The sequence below is a fragment of the Silvibacterium dinghuense genome (assembly GCF_004123295.1).
Lineage (GTDB): Bacteria > Acidobacteriota > Terriglobia > Terriglobales > Acidobacteriaceae > Silvibacterium > Silvibacterium dinghuense.
In genome coordinates this window covers 138436-158700 of the sequence record NZ_SDMK01000003.1, presented here as the reverse complement: position 1 = coordinate 158700, position 20265 = coordinate 138436, and the positions used below count along the sequence as shown (strand labels likewise).

15 protein-coding genes are annotated in these 20265 nt (G+C 62.4%); 8 read left to right on the top strand and 7 right to left on the bottom strand.

The window, feature by feature from the left end; genetic code table 11:
* Positions 1 to 76: 76 nt before the first annotated feature.
* Together dxs and ESZ00_RS14640 are read right to left on the bottom strand one after the other, a co-directional pair.
* Complete coding sequence (gene dxs / locus ESZ00_RS14645; protein ID WP_129209066.1) at positions 77 to 1963, bottom strand: 1-deoxy-D-xylulose-5-phosphate synthase; 1887 nt, start codon at positions 1961 to 1963, stop codon at positions 77 to 79.
* Positions 1964 to 2154: 191 nt separating this feature from the next.
* Complete coding sequence (locus ESZ00_RS14640) at positions 2155 to 2757, bottom strand: TetR/AcrR family transcriptional regulator (protein WP_129209065.1); 603 nt, start codon at positions 2755 to 2757, stop codon at positions 2155 to 2157.
* Positions 2758 to 2888: 131 nt separating this feature from the next.
* Here ESZ00_RS14640 and ESZ00_RS14635 point away from each other — a divergent pair, with 131 nt between their 5' ends.
* Positions 2889 to 3632, top strand: coding sequence for an SDR family NAD(P)-dependent oxidoreductase (locus tag ESZ00_RS14635; RefSeq protein ID WP_129209064.1), 744 nt, complete (start codon positions 2889 to 2891; stop codon positions 3630 to 3632).
* Between the two features lie 56 nt (positions 3633 to 3688).
* On the opposite strand, the gene ESZ00_RS14630 is transcribed toward ESZ00_RS14635, so the two are convergent.
* Positions 3689 to 4576, bottom strand: coding sequence for a DMT family transporter (locus tag ESZ00_RS14630; protein ID WP_129209063.1), 888 nt, complete (start codon positions 4574 to 4576; stop codon positions 3689 to 3691).
* Positions 4554 to 5924, bottom strand: coding sequence for a dicarboxylate/amino acid:cation symporter (locus ESZ00_RS14625; protein WP_129209062.1), 1371 nt, complete (start codon positions 5922 to 5924; stop codon positions 4554 to 4556). Before ESZ00_RS14625 ends, ESZ00_RS14630 begins: the two co-directional genes overlap by 23 nt.
* Positions 5925 to 6246: 322 nt before the next feature.
* Here ESZ00_RS14625 and ESZ00_RS14620 point away from each other — a divergent pair, with 322 nt between their 5' ends.
* The 3 genes from ESZ00_RS14620 (at position 6247) to ESZ00_RS14610 (ending at position 10106) form a co-directional block, all read left to right on the top strand.
* The gene (locus ESZ00_RS14620; protein WP_129209061.1) at positions 6247 to 8142 is read left to right on the top strand and encodes a PAS domain S-box protein; all 1896 of its coding nucleotides are present in this window, start codon (positions 6247 to 6249) and stop codon (positions 8140 to 8142) included.
* Positions 8143 to 8232: 90 nt separating this feature from the next.
* The gene (locus ESZ00_RS14615; RefSeq protein ID WP_129209060.1) at positions 8233 to 8808 is read left to right on the top strand and encodes a hypothetical protein; all 576 of its coding nucleotides are present in this window, start codon (positions 8233 to 8235) and stop codon (positions 8806 to 8808) included.
* 230 nt (positions 8809 to 9038) lie between these two features.
* Entirely contained in the window at positions 9039 to 10106 is a 1068-nt protein-coding gene (locus ESZ00_RS14610; protein WP_129209059.1) for a purine nucleoside permease, read from the top strand.
* Here ESZ00_RS14610 and ESZ00_RS14605 read toward each other — a convergent pair.
* The 3 genes from ESZ00_RS14605 to ESZ00_RS14595 all read right to left on the bottom strand — a co-directional run bounded on the left by ESZ00_RS14605 (position 10082) and on the right by ESZ00_RS14595 (position 13277).
* Positions 10082 to 11515, bottom strand: coding sequence for an APC family permease (locus ESZ00_RS14605; protein ID WP_229741367.1), 1434 nt, complete (start codon positions 11513 to 11515; stop codon positions 10082 to 10084). The genes ESZ00_RS14610 and ESZ00_RS14605 overlap by 25 nt on opposite strands.
* Before the next feature lie 34 nt (positions 11516 to 11549).
* A complete protein-coding gene (locus tag ESZ00_RS14600) occupies positions 11550 to 11999 on the bottom strand; it encodes a winged helix-turn-helix transcriptional regulator (RefSeq protein ID WP_129209058.1) in 450 nt (149 codons plus the stop codon).
* A 252-nt stretch (positions 12000 to 12251) separates the two neighbouring features.
* On the bottom strand, positions 12252 to 13277 hold the full coding sequence (locus tag ESZ00_RS14595) for a YncE family protein (RefSeq protein ID WP_129209057.1): 1026 nt from the start codon (positions 13275 to 13277) through the stop codon (positions 12252 to 12254).
* 88 nt (positions 13278 to 13365) lie between these two features.
* Between ESZ00_RS14595 and ESZ00_RS14590 the strand changes: the two genes are divergently transcribed.
* From ESZ00_RS14590 to ESZ00_RS14575, 4 genes are all read left to right on the top strand, one after another.
* Positions 13366 to 14322, top strand: a complete 957-nt coding sequence (locus ESZ00_RS14590) for a carbohydrate kinase family protein (RefSeq protein WP_129209056.1) — start codon at positions 13366 to 13368, stop codon at positions 14320 to 14322.
* 414 nt (positions 14323 to 14736) lie between these two features.
* Positions 14737 to 17595 carry a PIG-L family deacetylase gene (locus tag ESZ00_RS14585; RefSeq protein WP_204520214.1) on the top strand — a complete coding sequence of 953 codons (2859 nt, stop codon included), beginning with the start codon at positions 14737 to 14739 and terminating at the stop codon, positions 17593 to 17595.
* Between the two features lie 129 nt (positions 17596 to 17724).
* Entirely contained in the window at positions 17725 to 19230 is a 1506-nt protein-coding gene (locus ESZ00_RS14580; RefSeq protein WP_129209055.1) for a carboxylesterase/lipase family protein, read from the top strand.
* Between the two features lie 324 nt (positions 19231 to 19554).
* Positions 19555 to 20133 carry a DUF2127 domain-containing protein gene (locus tag ESZ00_RS14575; protein WP_229741369.1) on the top strand — a complete coding sequence of 193 codons (579 nt, stop codon included), beginning with the start codon at positions 19555 to 19557 and terminating at the stop codon, positions 20131 to 20133.
* Positions 20134 to 20265 lie beyond the last annotated feature (132 nt).

Here is a 20265-nt window from a genome sequence, read left to right as displayed (position 1 = left end):
TCTCGTGCCGGCGGGTGGAAGGCGAATGCTCCGCGCAAGCTCTTGAGTTTGAAGTACGCGGGGAAGCCGCGAAATTTCAACCGGCGACCAGGCGCACCTTGCTGTTCTTGAGATACGGCGCCAGCTTCTCCATGGCCGCGGCCACGGTGATGCCGTAGCGCTCGCGCAGCTGGTCCACCTTGCCGTGCTCGATGAAATGATCCGGCCATCCGATCCGCACTACCGGAACCTGGAAGTTCATCTCGTTGAGTGCCTCGAGCACCGCGCTGCCAAAGCCGCCCATCAGCACGTGATCTTCAAAGGTGACGAAGGCCGAGACGCGGCGCGCATAGCTCGCCAGCATCTCGCGGTCCAGAGGCTTCACAAAGCGCGGATTGACGACCGCGGCCGAGACTCCCTGCGCTTCGAGGCGATCGGCCATCTCGGCAGCCATGGGCAGCAGAGCGCCCAGGCCGAGAATGGCAATCTCATCGCCGTCACGAACGACTTCGGCTTTGCCGATAGGCAGCGCCTTGGGCTGGACCTTCACCGCCACGCCGGGTCCGGTGCCGCGCGGATAGCGCACCGCGGACGGGCCGTCGTGCTGCATCGCCGTGTAGAGCATGTCGGCCAGCTCGTCTTCATTCGCCGGCACCATGTGGATGATGTTCGGCACCGAGCGCAGATAACTGATATCGAAGAGCCCGTGATGCGTCGCGCCGTCGTCCCCGCTCAGGCTGCCGCGATCCATGCAGAAGACCACCGGCAGGTTCTGCAGGCAGACGTCGTGCACGATGGGATCGAAGGCACGCTGCAGGAAGGTCGAATAGATGGCGCAGAACGGCTTGTAGCCGCGCGTGGCCATGCCCGCCGCGAAGATCACCGCATGCTCTTCCGCGATGCCCACGTCGAAATACTTCTTCGGATGGTGCGGACGGAAGAGATCGAGCGCGGTGCCGTTGGGCATCGCCGCCGTAATGGCGACGACCTTGTCGTTCTCATTCGCCAGCTTCACCATAGTGTCGGCGAAGATCTCCGAATAAGTCTTCTGCCCGGCGGAAAGCGTCTCACCCGTCTCCGGATCGTACGGTCCAAGGCCGTGGAACTTCTTCAGATTGTCCAGTGCCGGCTGGAAGCCGCGTCCCTTCTGCGTGATCGCGTGCAGCAGCACCGGCTTGTCCTGCTGCTTGAGAAACTTGAAGGTCTCGATCAGCAGGCCGATGTTGTGGCCGTCGAGCGGACCATAGTAGGTGAGGCCGAATTCTTCGAAGAAGACCGAAGGCCACAGCATGCCCTTGGCTGCTTCCTCGGCGCGGCGGACGACATTGATCGCCGTCTTGCCGCCAAGCTTCTCGAGCAGGCGCGAGGCGCTGTCATGCAGATGCGTGACCCGCTCGTTGGTGACAATCTTGTGCAGATAGCGGGCAATGGCGCCGACGTTGCGGTCGATCGACCACTCGTTGTCGTTGAGCACCACGATAAGCCGCTTCGTCTGCTCGGAGATGTTGTTCAGCGCTTCGAAGGTGATGCCGTTGGTGAAGGCCGCATCGCCGGCCAGCGCGAGCACATGTTCCTTGCCGCCTGCCATGTCGCGCGCCACGGCCATGCCCAGCGCTGCGGAGAGCGCGGTGCCCGCGTGGCCGGCGCCGTAGACGTCGTGCTCGCTTTCGCCGCGCAGCATGAAGCCGTTGAGGCCGCCCGGCTGGCGGATCGTACTGAAGCGCTCCCGGCGTCCGGTGAGCAGCTTGTGAATGTAAGCCTGGTGGCTGACGTCAAAGACGAATTTATCGGTGGGAGTATCGAAGACGTAGTGCATGGCGAGCGTCAGCTCGACCACGCCGAGATTCGGGCCGAGATGGCCTCCGGTCTTCGAGAGCGAGAGGATAAGCCGCTCGCGTATCTCCTGTGCCAGCTGTTCCAGCTGAGGGATGGTGAGCGTCTTAATATCCGCCGGGGAATGGATCTGATCGAGTAATGTGCCCATGCATCAACCGAAGGTGCTGAGAGTAAAAACCCTCCTTCGCACAGCCTGTTGCTCGAATACCAAAAAAGACCCCGTTTCGGGGTCTGTGCTGATACCGCGCAACCGATTTCTTCCGTCCACCAGTATATCAAGGCCAGGGCGCAAATTCTTACCGGACGGAGGAATGCTGGATCGAATAAAAGCGTCGCTCGTCAGTAACCCAGATACCGAAGCGCCATCTGCGAGGTCCGCTTGAGCTCTGCCTTCGTGGAGCCATTCGCTGCCTGGATGGAGAGACCGGCAAGCATCGAGGAGAGATAGCGGGTGTAGTCGTCCACGTGGATGTCCTTGGAGAGCTCGCCGCTCTTTCGCGCCTGCAGAAAGCGTTCTCTCATCGCGGCTTCATTCTGTTTTCGTATCTCGGTCATGATCTCCCGCGCCGGCGCAGCCTCTACGCTGCAACCCACTGCTCCTGCCAGCGTCATGCAGGTTGGCGGATGGCCGGGTGTCGTGAGAAACGTAACCGTGCTGTCGAAGAGAGCGCGAACAACCTCTTTGAGGGTCGGCTCTTCGAGTGCCGTTCTTCCGTATTGTGCTCTGGTTTCCAGATAGCGCTTCACCGCATGGGAAAACAGCGCCTGCTTGTCGCCAAAGGCCGCATAGATGCTGGAAGCGCTGAGGCCCATCGCCTGTGTAAGGTCGGCCATGGACGCACCTTCAAAGCCCCGCTCCCAGAAAAGCAGCATGGCCGCTTCGAGCGCTGCGTCCTTATCGAAGCCGATCGGCCGTCCCGTCTTTCCGTTCCCCGTTTTCATATGTTTGCCAGCCACTCCTGATATTAGAGTGCAAAATCGTGAATCCGATTCTCGAGCCCTACATCTGTAATGACTATTCCGGAATAAATATTCCAGAATTGAACGGCTGCCGGCAGGCAAAGGAGAAATCGATGGGTGCACTGGAAGGCAAAGTGGCGGTTATCACGGGGGGCAACAGCGGAATCGGTCTCGCTGCGGCCCAGCGCTTCGTGAGAGAAGGAGCGTACGTGTTCATCACCGGGCGCAGGCAGGCGGAGCTGGACAAGGCGGTATCGCTGATCGGAAAGAATGTAACGGCTGTTCAGGGAGATGTCTCGAAGCTCGAGGATCTCGATCGTCTCTACGAAATCGTGAAGCGCGAGAAGGGCAAAGTCGATGTCCTTTTCGCCAATGCAGGCGTCATAGAGCCTGCCTCTCTTGCCGGCTCGACTGCCGAGACCTATGACAAGCAATTCAACCTGAATGCGCGCGGAGTGTACTTTACGGTGCAGAAGGCGCTCCCGCTGCTGGCCGGGAAGGCATCGATCATTCTTTCCGGATCGGCTGCATGGCAGCTGGGCGTGCCGGACTTCGGCGCATATTCGGCGACGAAAGCAGCGCTGGTGTCCTTTGTCCGCACCTGGACTGCGGAGTTGGCTGGCCGCGGCATCCGGGCGAACGTCATCAGCCCCGGACCGACGGAGACGCCAATGGTGCATATAGGAGCCAGCACCTCGGACGAGGGCACAACCGATTACTTCAAGAAGATGATCCCGATGGGACGGCTCGGCACGCCGGAGGAGATTGCATCGGCAGCCGTATTTCTTGCCTCCGAGGAAAGCAGTTTCATCACCGGTATCGATCTGCCGGTGGATGGTGGCACCACCTCCCGGTAAGGTAAGAAGTCATCGGTCCACGTCGAACAGCGGCTTTGGAACGCGTGAAGCCGGGCTCAGACCGTCTTCCTGATCCTGCTCGCCAGCCAGATGGCGAGCAGGACCAGTGCTCCTCCGGCCAGCTGCATGCCGGTCAGACGTTCGCCCAGAGTGAGATAAGCAAAGAATGCAGACAGCGGCGAGACACCCAGCAGGATCACCGAGCTGATGGTCGCAGGCATGTGGCCGAGCGCATAGGTAAGTGCAAAATATCCGATCACCTGGCACACCAGCGCGAGCCCCAGCACCGCAGCCCAGGAACTGATGTTCGGAATCCGCAGCGAAGTGTGCGTGATCCACGCGACCGGCAGCAGCACCGCTGCGCTGGTAGTGGAAGAGAGTGCCAGCAGTGTCGCCGCATCGCAGCGGTCGCGCAGCCGCTCGGTCACCAGCAGGTAGAGCGCGAAGCAGAAGGCGGTGCTCACGGCCATGATGTCGGCCGAGGCATGAATGCCGAGAGCCGTGGTATCGGAGCGCATGATGAGCACGACGCCGGTCGAGGAGAGAGCGAGCGTCGCCCAGAAGAGCAGCGGCGGCGGCCGCCGCGTGATGGCCCAGCTCAACAGCCCGACGAAGATGGGAGCGTTGTTGCCCAGCAGCGTGACGCCGCCGGCCGTGGTATGCAGCGCAGCGGTGTTGTAGAGTCCCACATCGCCGGCAAAGAAGAGTCCACCCAGCGCGGCCATGCGTAGCACCGGGCCGTCCACGCGTCGCAGTTGCTCCGGATGCCGCAGCAGAACAGGCCACAGAAACAGCGCGGCGAAGAAGACGCGGTAAAACGCAGACGAAATGCCGGGCATGTGCGTGAAGCGCACAAAGACCGCCGACCAGGAGATCGCGACCACGCCCACCGCCAGGGCCAGCCAGGCGCGGCCGGGATGATTATTCGGCATCGGCAACCGCAACAGCAGCTTCGAGCGAAGGCGTTTCGGAGCCCAGCTCGCCTTCCCAGCGTGCAACCACTGCCGAGGCAAGGCAATTGCCGACCACGTTCACCACCGTGCGTCCCATGTCCATCAGCGCGTCGATGCCCAGCAGCACAAAGATCGGCCCCGGTGGCAGATGAAAGATGGATGCGCTGGCCAGCAGCACGACCAGCGTGGCGCGTGGAACTCCGGCCACGCCTTTACTGGTCAGCATGAGTGTGCCGAGCATGATGAGCTGCTCGCTGAGCTTGAGATGAATATTCGAAGCCTGTGCCACGAAGATCGACGCCAGGGCCAGGTATAGCGCGGAGCCTGCAAGGTTGAAGCTGTAGCCCGTGGGGATCACGAAGCCCACGATGCGCCGCGGCACGCCAAAGGCTTCCATCGCTTCGATGGCGCGCGGCAGCGCCGCCTCTGAGGTGCTGGTGGCGAAGGCGATGGTGGCCGGCTCGGCGACATAGCGCAGGAATCGCCGCACCGGGATGCGCGCGATCAGCGCCGCAGGCAGCATGCCGAGCAAGGCAAACGCGATGAGCGCTGCGTAGAGCGTGAGCAGCAGCTTGCCGAGATTCACCATCACGCCCAGTCCGGACTGCGCGATGGTGAAGGCCAGCGCCGCTCCTACGCCCAGAGGCGCCGCATACATCACCAGGTTGGTGAAGGCGAACATGGTTTCGGTCAGCGATTCGGTCAGCCGCAGCATCGGCGCGCGCTTTTCTTCGCGGACGTGTGCCAGTGCCAGGCCGAAGAGCAGCGCGAAGACCGCCACCTGCAGGATCTGGTTATCGGCGACGGCCTTGGCAATATTTTCCGGAAAAAGATTCAGCAGGAAGTGCTGCCAGGAGAGCGTCGGCGGCTCCGGCACGGCATTCGCAGGGGTGATCGTCGCCGTGGCCTCGGCATGCACCGGCGGCACCGAGCCCTGCAATCCCGTACCCGCGTGGGATACATGGATGGCCACCAGTCCGATCACCAGCGCAACGGTGGTCAGCAGCTCGAAGTAAACGAGCGATTTCAGTCCCAGGCGTCCAACGGATTTGATCTCGCCGTGGCCGCAGATGCCGGTCACCAGCGTGCCGAAGATGAGCGGCGCCACAATGACCTTGATCAGCCGGAGGAAGACATCGCTCAGCACATGGGTCGAGAGTGCGATCTGCGGTGCGTCCAGTCCGAGTTCGACTCCGGCCACCATGCTGAAGAAGATCCATGCGGTGAGCGTCCGCTTCGTCAGCGCCCAGGCGAGCACCAGCCCCACGCCGACCAGGCGGATGGCCTCGGCGGCATGAGGCCAGCGGGTCAGGGCGAATCCCGCAAGAAAGAGAGCCATGCCTGCTGCTGCGAGGAGCAGGGAGCGGGTGCGTGTCTGGGAATGTCTCAGGGAATCTCGTTGAGAGTGCGGATGGGTGGACACAGACTTACTGTACGGGAGTCGGTTCAGAGCGGCGAGTAGGAAGAATGCAGAAATCCGTCGCTGCGGCGGCATGCATTGTCCATCCGAAGTACGGCATCGTCAAGACCCCATTCGATAGAGCACAAGGTTGCTTCCGGACTGATATCGTCTCTTTCGAGGAACTGTCTCCATCCGGTGATGGATTGTGCAGGGTGTCTTTCAGGAAGTAGGATGCACTCATCCCCCGGAGCTGAAATCGATGTCGGAGTCTACGCCAGGAATGCGTCCGCGCGAAGTCCTGATGCAAAGCGGAGCTCCCCGTCCGGAGCTGACGGGCGAGGAAGCGTTGCTGCTCGATCGAACGCATGTTCTGTTTCTGGCGCTCGACCGCAAGGGCTGTGTCTCGCGCTGGAATCGCGCCATGGCAGAGCTGACGGGGATACCCGCTGCTGCCGTACTGGGACAGCCTCTGCCGCTTTCCGTTTTCGCAGAAGAAAGCCGGCCGATGGCGAGAAGCTTCTTCTCCGCATCCACGCAGCAGAGCGAAGCCACGATAGAGCTGGAGATGTGCGGCCTCGACGGCGGCAGACGCCGCATGGCGTGGTCGAGGAACGGCTCTCCACTCGATGCGCTGGCTGTCGTGTTGACGGGGACGGATATCACCGCGCGCCATGAGACCGAGATGCGTCTGCGCGCCGAAGAAGCCCAGGCGCGTCTGCTCGTGGAAGGTTCGCTCGGCATGATCTGCACGCATGACCTGAACGGCTACCTGCTGTCGATCAATCCATTCGCAGCGGCAAATCTCGGCTATACGCCGGAGGAACTGGTGGGCCGTTACATGCTTGACTTCATGGATGTCGAGCATCAGCACGGATGGCAGAGCTACTGGGATGCCATGGCGGCGCGAGGCGAGGAAGAAGGACTTCTCTACGTGAACCGTAAGGACGGTTCTCTCTGTGTCATCGCTTTCCGCAATAAGCTGGTCCAGATTCCCGGAGCCGAGCCGTTTGTGATCGGGCACGGCATCGACCTGACGGAAAAGATCGAAGCGGAGGAGAAGCTGCGCGCATTGATGCGCCAGCGGGAGTCGATTCTGGAGTCGGTGGGCGATGGCATCTATGGTCTCGACATGGAGGGCCGTATTGTCTTTGTGAACCGCGCAGGCGCACAGCTGCTGGGCTTCACGCCCGAAGAGATGCAGGGCCAGCCGATTCATCGGCTCATTCATCACAGCCGCGCCGACGGGATGCCTTACCCGGAATCGCAGTGTCCTGTGCTTGCCACGCTGCATCGCGCAGGTCCGGTGCGGGTGCGCGGCGACGTCTTCTGGAAAAAGGATGGCATGTCGATTCCGGTCGAATATGTGGCGTGTCCGCTCACCCACGATGGCCGCACCACCGGAGCGGTGGTGGCCTTTCAGGATGTGACCGAGCGCCGCCAGCTCGACCGCATGAAGGATGAGTTCATCTCCACGGTGAGCCATGAGCTGCGAACGCCGCTGACCTCGCTGCGCGCTGCCCTGGGGCTGTTGAGCAGCGGTGCGCTGGCCGAGCGTCCGGACCGGGCCGAGCAGATGCTGGACCTGGCGATCAGCAACTGCAATCGTCTGGTCTTTCTGGTCAATGACATTCTCGACTTTGAACGGATCGGCGCCGGACGCCTGCATCTCGATTGCGCGGAGATCTCTGCGGAGGAGTTGCTGCGTGAGGCCGTGCAGCGGCAGGCGGCATCTGCAAGCCGGGCCGGACTGCGCTTCCGCGTGGATGCGGAACCGGTGCGTCTGTGGGTGGATGGCGGCCGTATTCAGCAGGCGCTCTCGCGGCTGCTGGCCAATGCCATCAAGTTTTCTCCGCCCAACACCGAGATTGCCGTTCGCGCTCAGGCTGTGAACGAGAAAGAAGCGCTGATCGAAGTCCGCGACCATGGACGGGGCATCCCTCCCGAGATGCTCGACTCGATCTTCGACCGCTTCCGCCAGGGAGATGCCTCCGACTCCCGCGCCAGCGGTGGCACCGGCCTGGGGCTGGCGCTCTGCCGGGGGCTCGTCAATCTTCATGGTGGCCGGATATGGGCGGAGAGCACGGTCGGCCTGGGAAGCTCGTTCTTCCTGACCCTGCCGCGCGCGGTTTCCGCTTTCGATAAGCCGATGTCCTGACGGATTTTCCGCGATATCGATGGAACTTCCCCGGCTCAGGCCGCGTATGTTCCCGTGCAGTGGCGACTCGCCTTGCGGGGTGGAATGATCATGCGCGTTTTCTCTCTTTCCAGTGGTATGGCTGCTGCCGTTCTCGGCCTTGTCTCGGTCGGCGCTTGTGCGCAGAACTCCGACTTCCAGATGGAGATGCATGCCAAGGGCGAGGCTCCTGCGGCGAAGATCGGGCTGCCGTGTTATCCCGGGGCAAAGCTCGATAAATCCAGCTCGAGCGACAGCGCAGCCGTGGACCTGGGACTGAGCTTCGGGACTTTCCGCTTCAGTGTGATCGCCGCGGGCTACACGACTGCGGACACACCGGACAAGGTGTTTGCCTACTACCGCAAGCCGCTTTCCCGCTATGGCGACGTGCTCGAATGCGTGCATGGCCAGCCGGTGGGCGCGCTGAAGATCACCAGCACCGGCCTCACCTGCTCGTCGGAGAAGGGCGGTCATCTGCAGGTGAACGACAGCGTCGATTCAGCGAACGATCACGAGCTGCGTGCCGGTACACCGCACCGCTTCCACATCGTCGCCATCGATTCCAAGACCAGGCCCGGTGACACGCATTTCGGACTGGTGGCGCTCGAGCTGCCGCGCGATTCCGATAACGACAGGCAGTCAAACTGACGCCTTACTTTTCTCTGCCTCATTGTCATCCCGACCGGAGCATATTTCTAAACGCCTGTCATCCCGACCGAAGCGAGACAGTCTTATCGTCTCGCGCAGTGGAGAGACCTGCGGTTCGTATGTCCCCCACCTGAGCAGCACCAGCTTGAGTGGGAAGCACGAGAATTCCTTTGTTCTGAAAGGGCCGGGCACGTAGGCTGGAGTCGTTCACCTCACTCCATGGATGGCTCATGATCCTGCGCCGCATCCTGCCCGGCCTGCTGCTTTGTCTCTTTGCTTTTCGCCTGCATGCGCAGGCTGTCGCGTCCATTCCGAATCCGATCCCGATCAAGGTTGTCATCGTCGCCATGTATGAACAGGGTGAAGACACCGGCGATGTACCGGGCGAATACCAGTACTGGGTCGAGCGCATGCATCTCGACCGCGTGCTGCCGCTCGATGCCGGTTATCACCACCTGCGGATGAATAACGATGGCATGCTCGCCGTGCTGACCGGCGTGGCCACGGCCAAGGCAGCGGCCACCATCATGGCGCTGGGCCTCGATCCCCGCTTCGATCTCTCGCATGCCTACTGGCTGGTTGCGGGCATTGCCGGCGGCGATCCGGCCGACGTTTCGCTTGGTTCCGCGGTGTGGGTGCAGCAGGTCATCGATGGGGAGATCGCGCACGAGCTCGATGCGCGCGAGATTCCCGCCGACTGGCCGACCGGCATTGTGCCTCTGCGCCGTACCAAACCCTACGAGGAGCCGGCTGACGCGGGCTATGGCGAGCTCTACGAACTGAATCCCGGACTCACACGCTGGGCGTTCCAGTTAACCAAGTCCACGCCGCTTGCCGACGACGATCGCATGCGCGAGAAGCGCTCGCACTTCGCCCAGCCTGCCGCGCAGCGTCCACCCTTTGTCACCACGGGTGACGAGGTCTCTTCTTCTACGTACTGGCATGGCGCAAAGCTCGACACATGGGCCAATGCCTGGACGCGCTATTACACCGGCGGCAAGGGCAACTTCATGGTCAGTGGCATGGAAGATTCCGGCACGCTGCAGTCGCTCACCTTTCTTGCTCATGCCGGCAAGGTCGACGAGCGGCGCGTGCTCGTCCTGAGAACCGTATCGAACTACGATCAGCCTCCCGTGGGCATGTCCGCCGCCGAGAGCCTGACCGAGCAGAAGGTGAGCCGCTTCGGCGCTTATCTGCCGTCACTCGAAGCAGCGTATGCGGTCGGGAGGCCAGTGGTCGATGCCATTCTCGCGCACTGGAGCGAGTATCGCGATCACCCGCCGTCGGCCTCGGAGTGAGCAGGGCGGAAAGGCCATTCGCGTCTGCGCCAGGCGCGTACGAGGTAGAGCGCGGACCCGCTGATGGCAACGGCAACGGCATCCAGCAGCTCGCGTGAGGCTTCCTTGCGCGAGAAGACGATGAACAGGAAGCCGGCCAGCGCAGCCAGCGGCGGCAGCGGATAGAGCCACACGCGGAAAGGGCGCGGCATCTCCGGCCGTCGTATGCGCAGCACGATCACGCCGATCTGCTGCAGCAGGTATTGCAGCAGGATGCGGATGGCGACCAGCGCGGCGATCACCGTTGCCAGATGGAAGAAGCAGAAGATGGCTGCCATGCCGCCCAGTGCCAGCAGGGAAACAGACGGAAACTTGTGCCGCTTGTCCACATGCGCGAAGGCGCGGAAGTAGTTGCCGTCGAGCGCGGCGGCATAGGGGGCGCGCGAGTAGGCGAGCAGCAGCGAGTAGACGGAGGCGAACGCTGTCCACATGACCAGGAGTGTGAGCACACGGGCTGTGCCGGCACCGAATGTCTGCTGCATTAACGTAGACACGATAGCGAGTTTGGCGGTGCCGGAGTGCGTGAGCTCCTGTACCGGGATGACCCCGAGCACGCTCACGTTCATCGCGAGATAGAGCGCGGCGACGATCACGATGGACCACAGAACCGCGCGTGGAATGGTGCGCCCCGGCTCCTTGACCTCGCTGCCGAGGAAGCAGACCGAGTAGTAGCCCCAATAGTCATAGGTGGCGAGCAGCGTTGCCGAACCCAGCCCGGCGAAGAAGCCTGCGTGCAGATCGAAGGCGTGTGGCGCAGGGCGCAGCAGCGCGGCATGGAAGTGCGTAAACCCGGCGACAATGACCGCGCCGATGGTGAAGAGCACTCCACCGGTGAGCACCCAGGCGGTGCGGGCAATGGTGCTGACATTGCGATAGAGCATGGCCACGGCTAGCAGGCAGGTGGCCGCGGCCAGAAAACTCACTGCCGGGATGGAGGCGCCACCGGGCAAATGAAGGATCGGCGTATGCAGCGCCGGCCACAGCCAGGCCGCGTACTGTGCGAGGCCGATACATCCCGAAGCGATGGAGAGCGGCGCGCTGAAGCCGAGCTGCCAGATGTAGAGGAACGAGATCATGCGCCCGGCTCCGTTGCGGCCATAGATCTCGCGCAGGAAGGCGTAGGAGCCGCCGGCCTCCGGCATGGCCGCGCCGAGTTCGGCCCACACCAGGCCGTCGCAGATAGCGATCAGCGCTCCGAGCAGCCAGCCCAGCACCGCCTGCGAGCCGCCCATCGCTGCCACGACCAGCGGCAGCGTGATGAAGGGGCCCACGCCGATCATGTTCATCATGTTCAGCGAAATGGCGCTGCCCAGGCCGATGCGGCGCTCGAGTGCGGGCTGTCCGGATACGATCTGTTCGGGGTCGGCCAAAGTCGCGTCGGTAGAGGGGAATCGAAGCTTCAGACTACCGCATGGGGAAGGCCTTGCGGGCGCGTTCGATCTCCTCGTGATGCGTCTCTGCCCATATCCATACGCCGCAGAAGGCTTCACTGAGGCTGAGGCCGAGATGCGTGAGCTCGTAGTCGACGTGGGGCGGGATGACCGGGTGCACGGTGCGGACCACCAGGCCGTCGTGCTCCAGCTGGCGCAGGGTCCTGGTCAGCATCTTGAGGCTGATGCCGTCTACCCGCTCGCCGATCTGCATGAAGCGGAGAATGCCGTGGGTGGCGAGCGCCTCGATCACCAGCATGGTCCATTTGTCGGCGACCCGCTCGATGATCTCGCGGGTCAGCTTTTCGATCTTTGGATCGATTTGGGGATCGATTTGGGGATCGGTGGCGGGATCGCCAGGTTCTGGCGGGGTGGCTGCGGGCTTCCCGGGCTCTTTTTCGTCAGGTAAGGTCAGTGCGGTCATATGACTACCCTTTGAATGGATATAGATCTTTTTGATTATTACTCTCTTTTAGAGAGTAATAATCAAAAAGTAGTATTTAGCCTTTATGGAGAGTTCAATGTCTCTCGGAAAGTGCTGTGGTGAAAGGGGTTTGTGCCGACTGCCGCATGGTGGCTCCTCGTTTGTGCGAGCCGGGCGTGAGGGGAAGGCGGACAAACGAAAGGCTGCGCAGGCGGAATGCCGGCGCAGCCTTTTCTGTTTCCTGTGCGGATGCTACTGGCGAACGGTCCAGGTCATGCCGTCCGGGCCCGCGCCGGCGTTGATGTGGCCCACAATCTGCCAGGTATGCAGGTCGAGCACGGCGATGTCGTTGTCCGGCGTGCAGGCGATATATGCGCGGGCGCCGTCCGGCTGTACGACGATGCCTGCCGCGCCGTGGCCCATGGGAATGCGCTTCACGACTTTGCGCGTGGCGGCGTCGAGCACCGTCAGCTCGCCCTTCTGCAGACTGGAAACGAGGACGTACTTGCCGTCAGGCGTGAACTTGAGACGATTGGCGCCGGGGACGTTGGCCTGCAGCGTCGCCACGACCTTCTTTTCCGCAAAGGAGAGAACGGAGATGGTGCCGTCCTTTGCGTTGGCAACCCAGATTTCCTTCGTGTCCGGCGAGACGTCGAAGCCCTCCGAGCCGTTACCTACTTTTACGACCGTCTCATCCCAATCGCTCTTCGGCATCGGCTCTCCGGGGAGTGCGGCGGGCGGTTTGGGCAGCGCTACGGGCTCGGCAATGGTCACGGTGCCGGAGTTGACGTTGGTGGTGACGATGCGCTGCATGTCCTGGGAGACCCAGACCATGTGCGTGCGGTTCTGTCCGGTGCCCAGAATCCAGTCGATGCGCTTGCTCGAGGGGTCATAGCGGCCGATCGACTTCGCCTTTTCCGCGGTGAACCAGACGCGGCCGCCGGCCCAGGCCAGGCCGTGCGGTCCGGCCAGCGGCCCGAGGTCGACCGGGCTGAGGGCTTTGTGGTTCACCAGGTCCACCACCGCGAGGGTATGGAAGGCTCCGAAGCCGTAGTTCGAGACGTAGGCGGTGCGGCCGTCGTTGGAGGCGATCACCTCATGCGGGTCCGAGCCCACCGGCATCTTCGCGATGACCTTCAGCGTCGAAGGGTCGATGACGGCAAGCGTGCGATCCTGCTTCGAGAGTGCGAGCAGCGTAGCCCTGGGCGCATTCTGCGCGTGCAGGAGAGGGGCTGCCAGCAGGGAAGCGAGGACGGCGGAGCGGAGAAGGAGCTTCATGCTTTTAGCCTATATCTACAGGCGGGGAAAATCTTTTCTGAGCCGGGGCGGCCGGCGTGCGCATCGAAAGAGGGTTTAGAGTTTTGATATGTCCCAAGCAGAGAAGTCGCCGGTCGTTGACCTGGCCGGTGTCGGGCTGAATGCCACTGACACGTTGATTCACCTCCAGCATTACCCCGCGCGCGGCGCCAAGGGCGAGTACCGCAGCTCGAGCATTCTGCCCGGCGGCCAGGTAGCCAGCACGGTCATTGCCTGCGCGCAGTGGGGACTGCGTACCCGCTACGTCGGCAAGCTCGGCGAGGATGATGCGGCGCGCCTGCATCGCAGCGAGTTCGACCGCATGGGCGTCGAGGCGCGGATTCTTACTGTTCCCGGCGGCGCCAGCGCGCAGTCGCTGATCTTTGTGGATGGTACCGGCGAGCGCACGGTGCTCAACCGCCGCGACGATGCGTTGATTATGCGCGCCGAAGAGCTGAGCCGCGAGTGGGTGGTGAATGCCCGCGCTCTGCACCTGGATGGATGGGATACGGAAGCTGCTATTCAGGCGGCCCGCTGGGCTCGCGAAGCCGGTGTGCCGGTGATTGCCGATCTTGATGAGCTCTATGCCGGCATCGAGCAACTGGTGCCGCTCATCGACTACCTGATCGTCAGCCGCGACTTTCCCAATCGCTTCACAGGTGAAGCGGATCTGGAGTTTGCTCTTCGCCGCCTGCAGCGCGAGAGCGGCTGCAAGCTGGCCGCGGCCACGCTCGGCGAGCATGGCGTGCTGGCCTGGGACGGCTCGCGCTTCTACCATTCCGCGGCTTACAGCGTGCCGGTGGTCGACACTACGGGCGCGGGGGATATCTTCCACGCCGGCTTTATCTTTGCGCTGCTGCAGGGCTGGCCGCTGGAGCGGCAGCTGGACTTTGCCTGCGCGGCCGCTGCGCTCAACTGCGCCGGCGCCGGCGCTCGCGGCGGCATCCAACCGGTGGAGCGCATCGAGGCGCTGATGGCTTCCGGTGAGCGCCACGACGCGGCGGAGTTCGCGCTGCTGGCTCGCTAGACGGCATCCCCATATAGCTGGTATGAAACTAAAGAACTTGCCCATATTGTTGTCATCCCGACCGGAGCGAAGCGCAGTGGAGGGACCTGCGATTTTGCCAGTACCGGAGAAAACTGCAGGTTTCTCCACTCCGCAGGACGATGAAACTGTCCTGCTCCGGTCGAAATGACAGCCTTTTACTATCGCTATATGTGGATGCCGCCTATGACTGGCCGTCCAGGCCTTTTGCGCTTCGCGCCTCCGCTTCTGTTGGTCGCGATGCCGATTTGTTTCTCTCCTATGTGACATGCGCGGGGTGCCGTTGAAGTTTTCGGTGCCCCACCCATGACGAAAACTGTCATGGGTGGGGCACCCGGGCATTCCGCTCTTATCCGAGCCCTGAGTCCTGAGCCCTATTTTGTACACTGGCTCTGCATGTCCAAAGCTGCTTCCACTCGCATCCGCGCTGCCTCCGCTCTCGCGATGGCCGGCTTCGTGACGGTGTTCCCGTTCGTTTCTCCGCTTGCCGCGCAGGTCACTCCCTGGCAGACAGCGATCGCTGCTTCGCCCGATGCGCAGACTCTGCCTGAGGATCGCGGCGCCGACGGTCTGGCCCAGACGCTCAAGAAGCTGCATACCTGGGCGAGCCTGATGATGATCGTGGCCCATCCGGATGACGAAGATGGCGGCATGCTCACGCTCGAGTCGCGCGGCCTGGGCGCGCGCACGGCGATTCTCACGCTGACGCGCGGCGAGGGCGGTCAGAATGCGATGTCCGGCGAGGCCGACGACGCGCTGGGCCTCATCCGCACCAACGAGCTGCTGCTCGCAGACCAGTATTCGGGCACCGAGCAGCTTTTCTCGCGCGTGGCCGACTACGGTTTCTCGAAGACCCTTGAAGAGGCGCATCAGCAGTGGGGGCGCGACCGCGTGCTCTACGACGTGGTGCGTGCGGTGCGCATGAATCGTCCGCTGGTTGTCACCTCGGTGTTTACCGGGAATATCACCGACGGCCATGGGCATCACCAGATGTCCGGCGAGGCGGCACAGGAGGTCTTCCGCATGGCCGGTGATCCGAACGTGTTTCCCGATCAGATTGCCGCGGGCCTGAGGCCGTGGTCGCCGTTGAAGGTGTATGCGCGGCTGCCGTTCTTCTCGGTCACCAGCAAGGGCATGTTCGACTATGCGACCAACAAGTGGGCGCCGGTGCGCTTCTACGATTACGTGCAGCAGAAATGGTCGGACACGGCTCCCACTGCCGACGTCGAGATTCCGGAAGGAAACTACGACCCGATCCTCGGGCGCTCGTATGTGCAGATGGCGCGCGAGGGCTGGGCTCAGCAGAAATCGCAGTATGGCGGAGGCAATCCTCCGCTGCCCGGCGATTTCAGCGTGGCCTATCACCGCTATGGATCGCATGTGCAGGAGCCTGCGGCGGACGGAGGACGCGAGACCAACTTCTTCGACGGCATCGATACGTCGCTTGCCGGTATCGCTTCGCTGGCGCATGGGGATACAGCATTTCTCACCGCTGCCCTCAAAGAGATCGATCAGCATGTGATGACGGCCACCTTCAACTACCTGCCGTCGAATCCGGCGAAGATCGCGCCCGAGCTTGCGCTGGGCGCGCAGCGAACGCAGTCGCTTCTCGACCAGGTGCAGGCGAGCAGTCTGAGCGCGGACGACAAGGCGAATGTCGCGCATGAGCTGGAGATCAAGCTCGCGCAGTTCAATACCGCGCTGGCAGAGGCGCTTGGATTGCAGGTAAATGCGCTGGTGATCCCGGAAGATGGCTCGAAGAATGTCTCACTCTCGCTCAATGCCGAGGAGACGCGGACCGAGGTTGTGCCCAGCGAGCAGTTCACTGTGCGGCTGCACGTGACCAGCGCCGGGCTGTGGACGACCGGCGGCAATCTGAAGCTCACGAAGACCTGGCTGGCCTCGAGTGGCGAACCCCCCTGGAAGTTCGAACGCGCCGGTGCTCCGGGCATGGATACCGCGGCCAGCCACGAGGGCGACATCCTTTATCGGGTGACCGTGCCGCACGATGCGCTGCCCACGGAGCCTTATTTCTCGCGGCCTTCCCCGGCGCAGCCTTATTACGACATTTCCGATCCGAAGCTGCTGAATCAGCCGTTCGCGCCGTATCCGCTCGCGGGCTGGGCGGAGTTCGAATACAACGGCGTGCCGATCCGCATCGGACAGGTGGTGCAGACGAACCATCGCGAGCACGGCTATGGGAATCTCTTCGAGCCGCTGGTGGTGATGCCGCGGCTGGCCGTGAATCTCACCGCGCATGCCGGAGTGGTGCCGCTGGGCGCGCAGTCTTTTCCTCTGACGGTCTCGGTGAAGAACTACCAGCCGGATACGGCCGACGGCACGCTGCATCTGGAACTGCCGCAGGGGTGGACCGCGGAGCCTGCTTCGAGCAGCTTTCATCTGGCTCCGAATGCATCTGTCACCGATACGGTGACGATTCATCCTGCCGGTCTGGCTGCGCAGGCCTATGATCTTCGCGCGGTGGCGCAGAGCGGCAACGGCGAGTACAGCACCGGCGTGGAGCGGGTGGGATATCCCGGGTTGCGCCCGTATTTCTTCGACCGCCCTGCGACTTACCGTGCGCGCGGCGTCGATGTGAAGGTTGCTCCTGGTCTGCGCCTCGGCTACATCATGGGCACCGGCGACGAGGTTCCCGAGGCTCTTACGCAGCTGGGCGTTGCGCCGCACCTGCTCACGGCGTCCGATCTCGCCTCTGCCGATCTGAGTCGTTACAACGCGATTCTTGTCGGTATCCGCGCGTATTCGAACCGCAGCGATCTTATGGCCAACAATGCGCGGCTGCTCGAGTACGTTCACAGCGGCGGCGTGGTCATTGTGCAGTATCAGAGTCCGGGGATGAGCCGCGACTACGGTCCGTATCCTTATTCGCTGCCGGGCAGCGCGGAGAAGGTGGTGGATGAGTCCGATCCGGTGAAGCTGCTCGTGCCTGCGCATCCGCTCTTTCAGTGGCCTAATCGCATCACCGAGGCCGACTTCTCGGGCTGGGTGGAGGAGCGCGGCCACACCTTCGCAGCTTCGTGGGATGCGCACTACACGCCGCTGACCGAGGTGGCTGATCCGGGCCAGGACCCGCAGCGCGGAGGCCTGCTGATTGCGCCTTACGGCAAGGGACTGTATATCTACGCCGCGTATGCGCTCTATCGCCAGTTTCCTGAAGCGGTGCCCGGAGCGTACCGCATCCTTGCCAACCTCATCAGTCTCAGCGCCAATCCGGCACGAGGCATGCAGCCATGAGCCTGCGCCGCGCCGCACCAGCTCTAGATTCCTCTACTCCCACTCCTCCACATTAGGGGCTACGCAACGATGATTCCTCGCCATGCCGGGAAGGGTATTCACCGCAGGCAGTTTCTCCAGCAGATCGCGATGGCAGCGCCGGCTGCCGCGCTTGCCTTCCGTGCAGGCAGCCCGCTGCGCGCCTTTGCGCAAAGTCCGGGACCGCTGGTCAAGACGGCTTCCGGTGCTCTGCGTGGAGCCAGCGCTGCGGGTATCCGCATCTTTCGCGGCGTTCCTTTTGCCGAGCCGCCGGTCGGCGATCTTCGTTTTCGTCCGACCGAGAAGGTGAAGCCCTGGCAGGGGGAGCGCGATGCCACGCAGTTCGGCACCTCGCCCATGCAGTTCGGTGAGCCGCGGATCGCGCACAGCGAAGACTGCCTGCAGCTGAACATCTGGGCGCCGGAGGGGAAGGGTCCGTATCCGGTCTTTGTCTGGATTCATGGCGGCGGCTTTACCGGCGGGCATGCCTTCGAGGGGATCTACGACGGCAGCGAGTTTGCGCGCGAAGGCGTGGTCTGCGTGACGGTGGCCTATCGGCTGGGTGTGTTCGGCTTTCTCGACATGGCGCCGCTGCTCGGCGATGACTATGCCGGTTCGGGGAACAGCGCGCTGCGTGATCTGATCACCGCGCTGAGCTGGATTCGCGAGAATATTGCCGACTTTGGCGGCGATCCGGATCATGTCACGATCGGCGGCGAATCGGCCGGGGCGAAGCTTACGGATATCCTCATGGGCGTTCCGGAGGCGCAGCCGCTCTTCCAGCAGATGATTTCGGAAAGCGGCGGCGCCGAGCGCGTCTGGCCGCAGCAGAACTCCTTCCGCGTGGCGCAGGGATATGGCGATGCGTGGAAGAAGCAGTCAGGCCAGGAGATTGCGGCGCTGCGCACGGCTGCTGCAACACAGCTGATCCAGGTTCAGCATGATTTCATCTCCGACTGGCCGCAGCATTTTCCGCTGCGCTGCGAGATCGATGGAGACCTGCTGCCGAAGCTGCCGGTGCTTACCATCTCGGCCGGGAACACAAAGGGGAAGCGGCTGCTTATCGGGACCAACCGCGATGAGAGCGCGCTCTTTGTCGGACCGCATCCGACCGGCGATGCCACGGCGAAGGACATCGGCAACATCACGCTGGAACAGTTCCTGCCGGTGTATCGCAAGTACAAGGCGATCTATCCCGAGCTGAGCGTGGAGCAGCTGCGCATCCGCGCGCTCTCCGCGGAGGAATACTGGGTTCCCTCGATTCGCGTGGCCGATGCGCACATTGCCGCGGGAGGGAAGACGTGGATGTACCGTCTGGACTTTCTTGAGACGAGCGGGCGGCTCTCGGGCTATGCCTACCATTCGCTCGATATTCCGCTGGTGTGGGATAAGCCGCACGCGACGGTTTCCAATGCCGCGGCGGAAGCGGTGATCGCCAAGCAGATGCATATTGCCTGGGTAGCCTTCATCAAGGGTGAAACGCCGGCCGCGCCCGGTCTGCCCACGTGGCCGGAGTACACCGGCACCGGCCGCGAGACGATGATCCTCGATGTTGCGTCGCATGTGGAGCAGAAGCCCCAGGAAGCGGAGCTTCGGCTTTGGGATCATGTCCTTTAAGGGGATAGGGTTTAGGGGATAGGGTGTAGTTCAGTTTTGCGCTCTTGGGGGTTCGTGTCTTCCCACCCAAGCGGGCCACCCAAGCGGGGCTTGGATGGGGTATCCATCTGCTTCGCGCAGGGCGGATCGTCTTCGGCCTCCGCTTCCTTTGGTCGCGATCTGGAGGGGGATGAAGGATTTCCCGGAGGAGATGGAGAAAGCGGCGCTTTTTCCAATATGGATTCCTTCCTCTATGGATGGGCCTGGTGCATCTCCGGTTCTGCTTACAGCATTTATCCTGTAGGAAGTGCCATCCGGTTTTGTCGAGGTGGCGCCCGGTTTCTGATGTCGACTACCACCTCATCCTCTACTGCCGAGAGCACAGCCAAGGCCAGCCATACGCATTCCCGTCCTACCGCCATGGAAGGCTGGGTGATGGCGATCGGCGGGCTCAAGATGCTGGAAGCTCTGCTTTGTATCCTGCTGGGCATCGGCGCTCTCAGGCTTCTGCATAAAGACCTGGTGGATGAGGCCACGCGCGTGATTACGGCGCTGCGGCTCGATCCGGAAGGACGCTTCGTCAATCTTCTGCTGGACAAGATTGCGCTGATCAGCCCGCATCGCCTGAAGCAGATCAGTCTCGGCATCTTCGCTTACGCCGGGCTGCACACGATAGAGGGCGTCGGGCTGCTGTTGCGGAAGACCTGGGCTGAATATGTAACGCTGATCCTGACTGCGTCGTTTCTGCCCTGGGAGGCATTCGAGCTTTTCCACCATTTCACGTGGATCAAGGTCACCTTGTCCTTCGTAAACCTGCTGGTGGTGCTCTTTCTTTTGTTCTATGTTCGTTCCAGAGCGCGGGTGCGTGGGGCAGAGCAGGAAAATTCTCGCGTAGCCGAAGCAACCTTTTCTGGCAAGCGCTAAGAAGAGTACGGACTCATAACAGTCAACACTGCTAATTGTGGGTAATTTCTTTGGGTAACCGCAAGGGGTAGTGGTTTTCCTGTCACGACAGCGCTGAAATCAGACACTTTCGGCGCAAATCGAAGAATCCAC